At 49.8% G+C, this 12910-nt stretch carries 13 protein-coding genes and 2 pseudogenes; 6 read left to right on the top strand and 9 right to left on the bottom strand.

Annotated features, from left to right (window positions below; translation table 11 throughout):
* Positions 1-209: 209 nt before the first annotated feature.
* From NZD86_RS17700 to NZD86_RS17710, 3 genes are all read left to right on the top strand, one after another.
* On the top strand, positions 210-959 hold the full coding sequence (locus NZD86_RS17700; RefSeq protein WP_268043375.1) for an ABC transporter ATP-binding protein: 750 nt from the start codon (positions 210-212) through the stop codon (positions 957-959).
* Positions 956-1987 (top strand): ABC transporter permease, encoded by a 1032-nt coding sequence (locus NZD86_RS17705; RefSeq protein WP_268043376.1) that lies wholly within the window; start codon positions 956-958, stop codon positions 1985-1987. The genes NZD86_RS17700 and NZD86_RS17705 overlap by 4 nt, the downstream gene beginning before the upstream one ends.
* Positions 1988-2063: 76 nt before the next feature.
* Positions 2064-2729 (top strand): TetR/AcrR family transcriptional regulator, encoded by a 666-nt coding sequence (locus NZD86_RS17710; protein ID WP_268043378.1) that lies wholly within the window; start codon positions 2064-2066, stop codon positions 2727-2729.
* Between the two features lie 102 nt (positions 2730-2831).
* Here NZD86_RS17710 and NZD86_RS17715 read toward each other — a convergent pair whose 3' ends face one another.
* Positions 2832-3395: a thioredoxin family protein gene (locus NZD86_RS17715; RefSeq protein ID WP_268043379.1), complete on the bottom strand. Its 564-nt coding sequence runs from the start codon at positions 3393-3395 to the stop codon at positions 2832-2834.
* Between the two features lie 15 nt (positions 3396-3410).
* The gene (locus NZD86_RS17720; protein ID WP_268043380.1) at positions 3411-4649 is read right to left on the bottom strand and encodes an MFS transporter; all 1239 of its coding nucleotides are present in this window, start codon (positions 4647-4649) and stop codon (positions 3411-3413) included.
* A 558-nt stretch (positions 4650-5207) separates the two neighbouring features.
* On the opposite strand from NZD86_RS17720, the gene NZD86_RS17725 reads away from it, so the two are divergent.
* Positions 5208-6077, top strand: a complete 870-nt coding sequence (locus NZD86_RS17725) for a DUF2268 domain-containing putative Zn-dependent protease (RefSeq protein ID WP_268043381.1) — start codon at positions 5208-5210, stop codon at positions 6075-6077.
* Between the two features lie 79 nt (positions 6078-6156).
* Here the strand turns inward: NZD86_RS17725 and NZD86_RS17730 are convergent, their stop codons facing one another.
* Together NZD86_RS17730 and NZD86_RS17735 are read right to left on the bottom strand one after the other, a co-directional pair.
* On the bottom strand, positions 6157-6579 hold the full coding sequence (locus NZD86_RS17730; protein WP_268043383.1) for a thiol-disulfide oxidoreductase DCC family protein: 423 nt from the start codon (positions 6577-6579) through the stop codon (positions 6157-6159).
* Between the two features lie 36 nt (positions 6580-6615).
* Positions 6616-6786, bottom strand: a complete 171-nt coding sequence (locus NZD86_RS17735) for a hypothetical protein (RefSeq protein WP_268043384.1) — start codon at positions 6784-6786, stop codon at positions 6616-6618.
* Between the two features lie 247 nt (positions 6787-7033).
* Here NZD86_RS17735 and NZD86_RS17740 point away from each other — a divergent pair, with 247 nt between their 5' ends.
* Entirely contained in the window at positions 7034-8554 is a 1521-nt protein-coding gene (locus tag NZD86_RS17740) for a phospholipase D-like domain-containing protein (protein WP_407655182.1), read from the top strand.
* A gap of 203 nt (positions 8555-8757) precedes the next feature.
* On the opposite strand, the gene NZD86_RS17745 is transcribed toward NZD86_RS17740, so the two are convergent.
* Both NZD86_RS17745 and NZD86_RS17750 read right to left on the bottom strand, forming a co-directional pair.
* The gene (locus NZD86_RS17745) at positions 8758-10146 is read right to left on the bottom strand and encodes an MFS transporter (protein WP_268043385.1); all 1389 of its coding nucleotides are present in this window, start codon (positions 10144-10146) and stop codon (positions 8758-8760) included.
* A 14-nt stretch (positions 10147-10160) separates the two neighbouring features.
* A pseudogene (locus NZD86_RS17750) lies at positions 10161-10415 on the bottom strand (isochorismatase family protein); the annotation flags it as partial.
* A 198-nt stretch (positions 10416-10613) separates the two neighbouring features.
* Between NZD86_RS17750 and NZD86_RS17755 the strand changes: the two are divergent.
* A complete protein-coding gene (locus NZD86_RS17755; RefSeq protein ID WP_268043386.1) occupies positions 10614-11225 on the top strand; it encodes a TetR/AcrR family transcriptional regulator in 612 nt (203 codons plus the stop codon).
* 268 nt (positions 11226-11493) lie between these two features.
* On the opposite strand, the pseudogene NZD86_RS17760 reads toward NZD86_RS17755, so the two are convergent.
* The 3 genes and pseudogenes from NZD86_RS17760 to NZD86_RS17770 form a co-directional block, all read right to left on the bottom strand.
* A pseudogene (locus NZD86_RS17760) lies at positions 11494-12297 on the bottom strand (class I SAM-dependent methyltransferase).
* Positions 12297-12572 (bottom strand): hypothetical protein, encoded by a 276-nt coding sequence (locus NZD86_RS17765; protein WP_268043387.1) that lies wholly within the window; start codon positions 12570-12572, stop codon positions 12297-12299. Before NZD86_RS17765 ends, NZD86_RS17760 begins: the two are co-directional and overlap by 1 nt.
* Positions 12573-12576: 4 nt before the next feature.
* On the bottom strand, positions 12577-12903 hold the full coding sequence (locus NZD86_RS17770) for a YbjQ family protein (RefSeq protein WP_268043388.1): 327 nt from the start codon (positions 12901-12903) through the stop codon (positions 12577-12579).
* Positions 12904-12910 lie beyond the last annotated feature (7 nt).

Below are 12910 nucleotides of genomic sequence, written 5' to 3' on the forward strand. Positions count from 1 at the left end.
GTCGCGAGATGATACAGAGGCAGTCGACATCGATTGGGGAATGATATTCCGCTCCGCCCCCGAGGTATCGTGCAGTCCCGCAGCCCCGCAGCCATCGCAGCCTCGACATATCCGTGCTCTATCTCTCCACTCTCCGTTGCAAATATAAGCGTCCTATGTTTACTATATTAGTGAGTGATTACTCACTTTTGTTTTTAGGAGTGGATGACATGCTCGACATCCAGATGGATAGTAAGAAGACCGGTGGTATCCAGGTCAGTCATGTGGACCGAATGTTTGGCAAGAAACTTGTGTTACACGACATCAGTCTCGAAGTAGAAAACGCGGAGATATTCGGGCTCTTGGGACCGAGCGGATCCGGCAAGACGACACTTGTCAAACTAATCGCCGGGATCGATCAAGCGACAAGGGGAACCATTGTCGTAAAAGGCGTACAGATGCCACGGCGAACTATGCTTCAGAACATCGGCTACATGGCTCAGTCTGACGCTTTGTACGGGGAACTGACGGCGAGAGAAAATCTGGATTTTTTCGCGTCGTTATTCGGTCTCTCCGGCAAGGAGAAAAAACACCGAATGGAAGAAGTCATGGAGCTTGTCAATCTCACTGATTCCATGAAGAAACTGGTATCTGCGTATTCAGGGGGAATGAAGCGACGCCTGTCACTCGCCATTGCCGTACTGCATCGGCCCGACGTGTTGATCTTGGATGAGCCGACGGTCGGGATCGATCCCGTCCTGCGAATGGCCATCTGGGATGAATTCCGCACCATGAGTGAACAGGGAACCACCATCATTGTCACCACCCACGTCATGGACGAAGCAGATAAGTGTCACCGTCTGGGTATGATTCGCGACGGACGACTGATGGCAGTGGGAACACCCGACGAGCTCAAGGCGAATACACATTCCAGCACGGTCGAAGAAGCATTCCTCGTTTACGGAGGTGCACAGCAATGAGAGTTCGTGCTCTTGTGATCCGGATATGCCGTCAATTTTTACATGACAAACGAACACTGGCTCTCATGTTTGCGGCACCGCTCCTTATCTTGACCCTCGTTTCGCTCGTGTTTAACGGAAGTACTGTTCATCCTAAAATAGGGTTGGTGGACGTACCAACTGCAATGACGCAGCGTTTGTCCCAAGAGAACGTGGACTTGTCGACATATTCCTCCGCCACAAGTGCGCTGGACGCACTGAAAAAACAGACCATTGACGCGTATATTGATGTGCACAACGGCACCCCGCACGTGATGTTGGAGGGAAGCGACCCGACCAAAAATAAAACGATACTGCTCGACATCCAAAAAGTCGCCCAGTCGACCACTGGGCTGGAGAACCGTCAAATACAACCGGATGTGGCGTATCTGTATGGATCGGCTAACATGTCCACATTTGACAACTTCGGTCCCGTTCTCATCGGCTTCTTCGCATTCTTCTTCGTCTTTTTGATAGCGGGTATATCGTTTCTCAAGGAACGGACCACAGGCACTTTGGAACGCCTTGTGGCCACACCGATCAAGCGTTTCGAAATCGTCTTGGGATACGTCGTGGGGTTCGGCATCTTCACCACAATTCAAGCTGTTCTCATCGCGTGGTTTTCCGTGGACGTGCTAGGAATGATGATGGCCGGCGGACTAATCAACCTGTTGCTGACCACCTTTCTGCTTTCGATGACCGCGCTGACATTCGGGGTCTTTTTATCCTCGTTTGCCAATTCAGAGTTTCAAATGATACAGTTCATCCCCATTGTCATCGTACCGCAGGTATTTTTCTCGGGGCTCTTTAACATCGACACCATGGCACCGTGGCTTCGGTGGTTGAGCAAAATCATGCCTCTTCACTATGGCGCAGATGCCATGCGAAACGTCATGATTCGGGGGAAAGGCTTTACTGATATCGCCGTTGATTTGGCTGTCCTGCTCGGGCTCTCTATTGTCTTTATGATTCTCAATGTGGTGACGTTGCGAAAATACCGCAAAGTATAGTACGGTGTTCCTCGTACGAGTTGCTGGAGAATGCTTCATCCATTCTCCAGCGGACGTGACGAGTGAGGGATGCCGCATGGCCGACGAAATGGAACAATGGCTGTCTTCTCTTCTTCGTCTCAATGACGAAGAAGAGAAGATGACGGATAAGCAAATCAAAATCATCCAAGCTGCTGTGGAGATATTTGCTGAGAAGGGATACTCCGCGACGTCCACGAGCGAGATCGCCCAAAAAGCCGGCGTGGCAGAAGGTACGATTTTTCGTCATTACAAAACGAAGAAAGATCTCTTGATATCCATTGTCACACCCATCATGTCAAAGCTCGTAGCCCCATTTGTCCTTCGTGATTTCCACAAGGTACTCGAATCAGAGTACGAGCATTTCGAGGATTTTTTGCGGGCTGTGATGCGGAACCGACTTGAATTCGGCATGAAAAATGCGCCAATCATTAAAATTATGTTGCACGAAATTCCTTTTCACCCGGAACTGCAGAGTCAATTTAGGGAGCAAATTGTACCGAAAGTAGCTCAGCGTCTGGAGCGGATCGTAGAGCATTTTCAAGCGAACGGGGAACTGATTGACATGCCCCCTATGACGGTCATGCGGATGGGTGCATCTGTCATCATTGGGTACATTCTCACCCGTTGCATCATCAATCCGGAGAACAGTTGGAATGATGAAGAGGAAATCGAGCGTGCAGTGCAATTCATTATGCATGGATTGACACCAGTGCGGGGCTGAGGTCGGCATTTGGATGCTCGGACCACGGATTAACGGATCGAGCCGAAAGCAGGCAGAGACGGACGGGGTCTCTGCTGCCTCCAAACTGTATCAGACGGAGCATCAAATACGTTCTAAAATTTCTTTGATCTCTTCTGCTATAAGCTTCTGATACCCTGTGCCTTCCCCATATCGCCTCATAATCTCTTGCCTTGCCGCTTTAAGGTTTTCTTCATAGTCGGGTGCATTTTTGTCCGTGTTTGCGGACTTAAAAGCCACCATAGGTTCTTGAACATACTGTGGGCGTGGGCCCCAGCGACCAACCACGTCCCCCTGTGCGCTGACGAACAGAACGACCGGGATCGAACGTCCTCCCATGGTTAGAAACTCGTCCATGACATCCAAATGTTCTTCCATAACGAGCACTTCCGTAGGAATGTTCGCCGTTTCCATCAAACGAAAAATGGCCGGAACATTTCGAACGACGTCTCCGCACCAATCCGCCGCAATGATGGTGCAACGCAGATTGTCCGTGTGCGCTCCTTCAAAGAATCCACGAAGCGAACTATCCGGCCAGGAAAATTGGTTGTACCACGACTGAAATTGCTCTTGATTCTTGGTCATTTTGTCCACAAACTCCTGTGGCGACAGTCCTTGGCCAAACTTATGGCGCAGGTTAATGGTCATCTCTTTCACCTCACGTCAATTGTATCCCACGCGGTTCCATCGTGACAGACTCAGGACGACAGCGACGACAATCACGACACTGGCGACGGCCATCCACCCAATCAGGTGAGCTGGCGTCAAATGCAGCGACAAAGTCAAGCTGCCTGCTGCGAATCCGCCAAGGGGTACGAACAACGAGATGGCGGTCGCCCGTAGCCCAAATACGCTGCCATGGTACTCTTTCGGAACGAGCCGTTGCACTGTCGATCTCGCCAAAGGCGGAAACGCACCGAACACAAGCCCGGCAAGACCTGTTCCAGCACACAAGACGACGATGCTCTGAGATACCAGAAAAGGCGTGAGGCACAACGCCCAACCCACAACCAGCAACATGGGCAATTTCCGTGATCGGTACAAGTGACCCCACCAACCATAAATAGCAGCTCCGATGACCATTCCCAGCGCGTTGAGGCCGAGGAGATCTCCGAGCCACGTTGCAGGCCCCTGCAACTCCCGTTGGACTAGCATGGGGAACGATACGTCTAAGAGACCAAAACCGAAATTGAGCAAAAAGGCAAGCCCCGTGATACCGAGGACGACCGGCTGACGCACCAACCACTTTGCTCCGACCAACGCGTCCTGAAACCAGTTACTTCGGGAATGGCTCACCTGCTCCGCGCCTCTGTCAACCCCTGCATTCTGAACTTCGGGTTCAGGCAGACATGCCATGACAACCCCAGCCATGCAGAACGTTAGCGCATCAAGAAACAAGGCACCTGGCGAGCCCACTGACCGAATGAGAAGTGACCCGATGACAGGCCCCCCCAAGGCTGCACCCTGAAACACGATCTCGCTGACACTATTCGCACGTTCCAGACTTTCGTCCCGAACCAAGGAAGGCATAAGGACCATCCAACCAAGCTCTGTAAAGGGGGCCAGGAGTCCTGCCAAAATCAACAGGACGAGCCAGAGCCAGACGGGACTGTGAACCAGCAGAAGTACAGCGAGTACTGTCCAGATCAGAGCAAGTACGCCATTTGCAACGGCGATTCCAAGTTTTGCAGGCATCCTATCAAGCAAACTCCCAATAAACCAGTTTGCTGCGGCCGTACTGACACCGAACCCGATGGACAAGACCGATGCCCATTCCACCCCGTGGTTTTGAGCCACCGCACTCCACAAACATGCCATCCAGCCTGCTTGATTTCCAAGTGTGGAAATTCCGTCAGCGAACGTGAGGAACCAGAAACCCGTTTCGATTGACCTTTTATGCAATTGTTTCACCTCGTGTGGCGTCCCTTCGGACGCACTCCGTACTTCAAAGCCCATGAGGACAGCCGCACGAGAATTTAAATTGGACGATTCACAAGATTCAACTCCGCTACGTTCAAGTTAACCATAAATGTACCTATATTATGTTAGACAAATTCCAGCTTGTCCATCGCCACAGCACCTGTCACCAGGTGCTGACGGGAATCGCCAAATTAACAGGTTGCTGCCGCAGCATAACCGCCGCCGAAGGCAGGCACGAGCAAGAAGAAGAGAACGAAGATGATGAGGAATACAACAGCCCATTGCGTGTATCCACCGAAAACACCGTACATTTGCTTACCCCCTCGCTTGTGATGGTATATCCTACGTTGGCGTTACAAAAGCGGATAGGCGTATACCAGGGGCAATACCGTAATTTACATTGCCGGCTCATATCCACATGCTTGTACTCTGGACATGACCCAAATGATGTGACTACTAATTCGGCAAAAACGATATATACTGTAGATATAGAATGAAAGCGCTATCTTGTGTGGGTTGGCATCCGAGGAGGTCCGACTTGTGATCGAATGGAAATGGCTATATCGCGACAGCATTTCAGCCCTAAGGACGTCCAGTCGTAAGAACTGGTTCGACCTTTTTGTACGCCAATACATTCACCAGCACTGGGACCTTTTGTACAGCATTCACTTTAAACCGAAAGGATACAAGGAAAAGGCAGATGTCCTATCACGTATCAAGTCTGTAGGGTATGAACGATATACACAAGTTGCATCGTGCATCGGCGGTGATTTAAGCGAGTTCGAAAGAAACCTTCAAAGAAACACGCAAGGATTGCTGAAAAGGTTGAATGTATCCGACACGGAACAAGAGATTTACGTCATCACGGGGCTGGATGCAACCAATATTTACACGACGTCATACCAAAATCGATCCGTCACGGTACTCTGTCTCGAAGCGGCCGGCGGGCGCTTGAGCGACCTTGAATTGCTGGTGAGTCATGAATGCCATCACTTCGCTCGTCAAGCCAAAGTCAACCACAATATATTCGAGGCCAGTATCCATGAGCGCCTCGTTACAGAAGGCCTCGCATCTTGTTTCTCGGAAGAGGTTCAGCCGGGGCGTCCTGTTCATGAGTATTGTTATGTACCCGAGACAACCGTGGAATGGGTCGTACAAAACAGTGATCGAATCCAAGAGATCCTCGCGCAGCTTCCGGAGTCAGAAGCTATGAACTTACTATTTTCCCGGAGACCCACTTCTGTGTTGGTTGAGGAGGTGCCCAGTCGGACTGGGTATGTGTACGGGTATCAACTCGTCAAGCACTTTCTGGAGGAATCCGGCATCACGGCTCAATCTGCCGCCGACGTTCCATGGATGGATGTGTTTCCGTCCTATCGGGCGCCGTTTTCTGCTTGCGTAAGTCATTGACTGGCACATGACAGCACATGGCTGGCCGGTGGGCCCGTGACGTGTTGCCTATACACCGACAGCAGACACCATGGGTCGTTTACTCCACATCCGATATCCCTATAAATCGATCCCGATTGTCCGCCGTCGGCACCATGCACGCATCACGCCTTCCGAACCATCGGTAGCGATTGCGGGCAACATAATCATACACGGCGTCCCGAATGGAGCGGGGCACAATTATCAACGCATAAGCCAACGGCCATAACCCGTGGAGGCCACGAGTGATGTGCAGGGCTGCGCTCGACTTGACGTAGACCTTGCCACCCTTGATAAGCATGACGGAATCAAGAATCATACTATCCCTTCGTAACCCAACTGAGTTCACCAGGGCCTTCCCCACGTCTGACTGTAAGGCGGCAAAGCGGAATCGTTTTTTAGGGTCACGCGGAATGATAAACTGGACGGCTGAGTTGCAGAGATTACAAACGCCATCAAATAAAATAACTTCCCCATGTGTCATGTTCTAGACCCCTATATGACATTGCTGAAGTATTCGTCAACTCGTTAGCGAACCATCCCGATAACCTGAATCACCATACCCGCGATAAGCAGTACCAGTGAAAGGATTGCGGCAATTCGAGTCGGCGTGCGAAACTTCGTATGGATTAAATGCCTTTAATTGTAAGTCAACGGTTGTCGATGTATGTTCCCGATCTTCGTCGCTCAATCCAACTCCCCCATTCCTTCCATATCAATGCTACTCCAATTTCGGCGAACTGATAAGGTGCACTTCGGATGTCGGCCGATGTATGACCATCGTTTAGGTTTGCAAACATACAGTTTAGATTCAGTAATATATTTTTCAATCTGGAATATCCCGACCTAAAATATTTGACACGATGAACGTGCGAATTCTCAAGCGTATACGCGAGCGGCAGATTAGACATCTTTAAGTCAATGAAGGAGGGATTTATTTGGTGTGGATGATTGCTATTGGGTTGTACGTATTGAACACACTCTTTATGTTAATTGTGGCCGTCCGAGAAGCACGCCGACCTGCATTGGCACTAAACTATCTAACCGTTCGTCTCGTTTTACCTGTCATCGGTTCCGTACTCTACCTCATTAGTTCCCGCCCTAAGCGCATTCGTGGTGAAAGATTGACCTCTCCAAACAATGAGTCGGATACGTTGCCAGATTCATTCAGCCGCACAGCTTTCGTAATCGCTCACGGTTTACGGCACTTTACAGTGAGTGGACTGCAAAACAGCCAAGTACAGGTACTTACAAATGGCACTGAGACATATGATAAACTGATCGAATGCTTAAAGAACGCGCAAAGAACGATTGGTCTCGAATATTACATATTCCGGAACGACCGAATTGGAAGTCGAATTACAGAACTTCTGATTGAACGGGCAAAAGCTGGTGTGCAGGTCCGTTTGATAAGAGATGGTTGGGCGAGTCGAAGATTTCCACGGAGTCAAATCAATCGAATGATGGATGCAGGAATTGAGTGCCGGACGATTTTTCCCCTTCGTTTCCCGCGGTTCATGTCCACTTTGAATTACAGAGACCATTGCAAGATCGTCGTGATCGACGGAGAGGAAGCTTTTACCGGTGGAATAAACGTCGGGGATGAGTATCTTGGATTGGATCCGAAGATAGGATTCTGGCGCGATACCCACCTACAAATCGTAGGTAAAGCACAGGCCGACTTGCAGGTTATCTTCGATGCTCACTGGAAGATTGCTTCACCAGAGCGAACGTCAACGGGAATACTCCATAAAGAAAATGGCAATTTGTTGGATACCACTTCGGATGCAACATCGAAGAAAATCCCAACGCTCGATAGTCCTGCTCTTTCAGGGTTGTTAGCTGAATTGGGGTCAGAGTTAGGCACGATGGATGCTAGTGACAGAGCCCCGAGAAAACAGGTGTTACGTGAAGCGTACGTGCAGACATTGGAGGGTAATCCTTTGATCCCGACTCCAGTTATCCGTCAGGCGTACTTTAGCTGTATCACGCAAGCGGATAAGACGATTGACATCACTACCCCATACTTTGTCCCAGATGCAGATATCATCATTGCGATAAAGATGGCCGTTGCACGTGGCGTACGCGTAAGATTACTGGTTCCGCACCGCGTGATACCCGGAGTAGTAGGTCCTGCAAGCCGTACCTACTACGGAGAACTTTTAGAGGCCGGAGTCTATATTTACCTGTACGACAAAGGTATGTTGCATGCGAAAGTGATGGTCATCGATGGCGAGGTTGCCGAAGTAGGTGCTGCCAACTACGATATGAGAAGTTTTCGCCTGGATTACGAAGTCTGCGAATTCATTTATAGTGTCGACGTGGCACGCGATCTCACGATTCAATTCGAGCGCGATCTCACCGATTCTATACCACTACGCATCGAGGATTTGCAGAAACGCTCCGTTCCGCAACGCATTTTGGACCAAGGTGCACGCTTACTTGCCCCGTTGTTATAGGATATAGATTTCACGATTAGATGACAAACATCCGTCACAAAGTTTGACGGTAAAAACCCTCGGTAAAGTTAGATACGGAACTGCATGTCTTGTCACAATTCCCTTTTGGAGGGTCCGTACTTTCCGTGACTGGCGTTTTTAAATTTATGCCCCTAAAATGAATAAAGGGGCGAACGCTTCATTTCGCATAGGCCCCCGTTGATTCATGATACAGCACTTGCATCTTTGTTACTTGCCCCAAGTCGGCGGTCTGTAATGGTCATGACCAGTGCCATGATGCTAACCACCATCATGATGATAGCAATATGATGCATTCCAATATCTGAAACCTTCGTGTGGAAGACTATGCCGATTAACGCTGAAGAAGCAATGGAGCCAATATACCCGAAAGTACGAAAAAGACCCGAAGCTGTTCCAATTTGATCTGCTGTAACCTGCATATATAGTGCTGTTTGGTTGCCGCTGGCCATTGTACCCATCGTAACACCGAAGATTAAGGTGATCAGCAAAATCCAAATGATTGGCGTGCTCGTGGTGAGAAAGATGACCCCGATGGAGGCGACAATGGAGGACACCGCAGACACAATGAGTGGTCCGCGCACCAAGTTTCGTTTCGAAATTGGGCCTACCACCAAAGCCGAAAGTCCACTCATCGGTAGCAGGAGAAGGCCGGTCTCTAGCGGAGTCATACCGCGTGCTGCCCCAATCCACTCCGTGACACCATAAAGAACGGTATAGATACATAGCGTCAACGATGCAAATCTTGCATAGGTACGGGTGAGTGCCAAGTTCGCGGCGAGCAAACGTACATCGATAAAAGGATGTTTTGCTCGCAACTCCCACCAGATGAGGGCAGCGCCCAACACAACGGCCAGACCGAGGGCTATCCAGGCTGGTTCAGGTAACGAGAACAAAAACACCATTAGGGCGGTGATTGTGGCAGCGAATCCGACAATACCAGTAACGTCGATGCGTGATGATATCTCCCGGACTGTCTTCGTACCCTTGATGGGCTCGTCCCTTGGAATCCATAGTGCGGCCATGACGAATGCAATGAGCGCAAAGGGGATATTGACTAAAAACGTCGTACGCCACCCCCACGCATCTACAAGCACTCCGCCAATGGGGAGTCCCACAGCGGCCGTGACTACTCCGGCAATCTGAAGCGCGCCCAAAACATGACCAGGCGGCTTCGACATCCCGGCCAATTCGGCCCGTCGACGGATCAGGAGCATGGCCGATGGATAGGCGGTTGAAGTGCCAACGCCGATGAGAACCCGTGACACGACCAGCATGGTCAAGTCTCGTCCCACTCCGCCCAATAAACCTCCCAAAAAAACCGTGAGAATTCCAACTAGGAATACCCGACGGGGGCCGAATTCCTCTGCAAGTTTTCCAGCTGTGGGCTGAGCGATCGAACTCGCTAGGTAGAGTGCCGTAACGAGTATCGTTGCTTGAGCCACTGAGATGTGCGTGAAGGCAGCGATCGGCACTAATGCGGTGGCGATCATGGAGCTATTGATTGGGTTGAGCGTAGACCCCATATACAGCGGCGCCACGAACCTCCAAGAGAATGGGTTTCCACTTGGCATAATTGGGTCACTCCTCAGTTTGTCTCGTGCTCCCGATTTAAGTCTAAGTCATTGATCCAAGTGTCGACAGTCAACACATCTGCCTGACGAGTAAACACCTTCTCGGTGAGCACGCGATGAACCTCAGGATCGGGGTCGACACATGCGTCCGAAAGCACCTTGAGTGCAAAGTCTTTATCTGCCGCTTCTCGCAGAGTCGAAAGCACAACTCTACTCGTGGCAATTCCGGTCAGAATCAGCGTGTCAATTTGTTTAGAACGAAGAATGACTGCGCAATATTTCCGGATTATCTTGAAAGCGAGATACAATACCATTCTGCATGTCCATAACCAGTAGTGCGGGGTTGTTCACGGATTTTACACTCCTTTAGATTAGGCATATAATAAACGGAGAATTCTCCACTTGATAATAACCGGGGAGTTCTCCGTATGTCAACGAAGTTGAACAACTTGATGTAGGGGCTTGATATGGTGAAAGATACTGGAGGAACTCAGGCTCGGACGGAACGACGCGATGCTGCGGCAAATCGCCAGCGAATCTTAGATGCGGCACTAAGGCTATTTGAGCAAAATAGTGTTGAACAAGTGAGTATGAATCAAATTGCGATAGAAGCACAAATCGGTTCGGGAACCCTTTATCGCCGATACAGAAACAAAAGTGAGTTATGTTTGGATTTAATAAAAGACAACGTTGTTCTACTTTTCGAGGACATTGAGGCGTATTTGGAGGCGCACCAGACCGATCCGCCTAGCCAACGACTAAAAGGGATTCTTAGCTTATTTATCCGTTTTCGTGAGAAAAAACTTCAGTTGCTGACAGGAGTTGAGGAAGTCTCATCACCCAGTGGACCTCAATTCAAAACACAAAGTCCGGTGCATAATGAACTACACGGAATCATCGTAAAATTGTTAAACGAGATGAGCGCAGGCGAACAGCCCCTACCTGACAGTGTATTTCGGGCCGATATGTTATTGATGGCTTTGAGAAGCGATTCGTATGTTTTTCAAAGAGATGTGCGTGGTTATTCACCCGAACTGTTTTTGGAACAACTCTGCTTGACGTTTGTTCCGGAGCAATAAATACCGCTTGGCTCGAAAGTTGAATCACAGGAGACGTTTCCACAGACGCTCTCCAAACAATCGGGGACGCCTACATCACAGCAAGTGCCAAGTAGAACAACGCCCACACACGATGGGTTCGACGTGTGTCGAGCCCATCACCAGCATATCCGCGTACATGTCGTTCCTGTGGGGTAACTCATATACCTGATTTGGCTGTTACGACAGTCGTTCATCCGTTTAACGACCACATCTTCCAAATTGCACACATCCAAGTCCGTCATTCAGATTACCTGTTCTGCATGCTACAAACTAAAAAGCGATATCCGCCGTCATACCGCGTTTTGTCCAGTATTCGACTATACTTTTCTTGCCACGTTCCCGTTTTCAACAAATCATGTTCCAGACGACTGACACACCTATCCACAATCTCCTGGGGTGCATTTGCCAATGGTGATACACCTTGACGGAAGTGAGGATCGAGATACCATTCTGGATTTCTCCACCCACTCATGAAGAATCGATCCGTCAGATCCGGCGGCAATAGAAAGGGTTGTATATCAACCGTACAATCGCCTACCCGCTCAAAAATACCCACCAAATCATCGAGTATGGGATAGACTTCATAGGATTGCTTAAAGATAGGCTCAAAGTAGTCAGCCAACCAGCAATCGGTGGGACACAACCGAGGATCTGATATAAACAGAACGATTGAACCGACCATCCTCACAACTCGTATCATTTCCCTAAGGCTGCGCTCGACGTCTGCAAAATGGTGTACAGCAAGGGTACATACGATCCCGTCAACGGCTCGATCATGGAACGGCAAATTTTCGGCACTTCCCTCTATCTATGTCAAATTTCGATGAGTCTTACCCTGCTGCCGCATGGTGAGGGATGGTTCAACGGCTACCACTTGATACCCGTAATTCGCCAATTCGAAGCTGTAATTTCCTGTTCCAGCACCCACGTCAACTACTGTCGACCCGCGAGATAAGTGCAGCAATTCAATGATTCGCTCTACAATTCTCGGGTCCGCGTGTCTCGTAACCCCATATGTTTTGCCGATCACATCATATTTCTCCAACATCATCACTTACCTTTCGTGTTCGTCGGGGGCGAATCACGAATATCTCTGTTCGCGTCGCGGATATACAACCGCTCACCCGTAGCCGGATCGTACCAGACCCGTTGGGCAATGCCTGTCGTTGGATCGATAGATACTTCATCCGTCCGAACAAAACCCGGAGGAGGTGTGATGGAGCGGTTTAGGCGGGATCGTCGACGGATGCGAACAAGGACGGTCGCCAAGACGGCGACCGCAACAATCATCAGTTCGAATACGACATACGACACAAACCAGTGCATGCCACTACTCCCCGCTTGTTTGGACCGTTACAGCTGTACCATACGCGACGACTTCGGACATGTTTTGTCCTAGTTCACTTGAATCAAACCGCATCATGACAACCGCATTCGCACCCATTGCTTGCGCGTTTTTGACCATTCGATCAATTGCTGTTTTCCGCGCGTCCTCGAGCATTTCGGTGTACTCGTGGATTTCGCCACCCGCCAGGCTGCGAAACGCAGCTGTCAAGTTTCCCCCAATGCCGCGGCTCCGCACTGTAACGCCAAAGACCTGCCCAAGTACTTCTTTCACAGCGTAACCTACGATGTTTTCCGTCGTTGTGATCAACATAAATTGC

Source organism: Alicyclobacillus dauci, assembly GCF_026651605.1.
Lineage (GTDB): Bacteria > Bacillota > Bacilli > Alicyclobacillales > Alicyclobacillaceae > Alicyclobacillus > Alicyclobacillus dauci.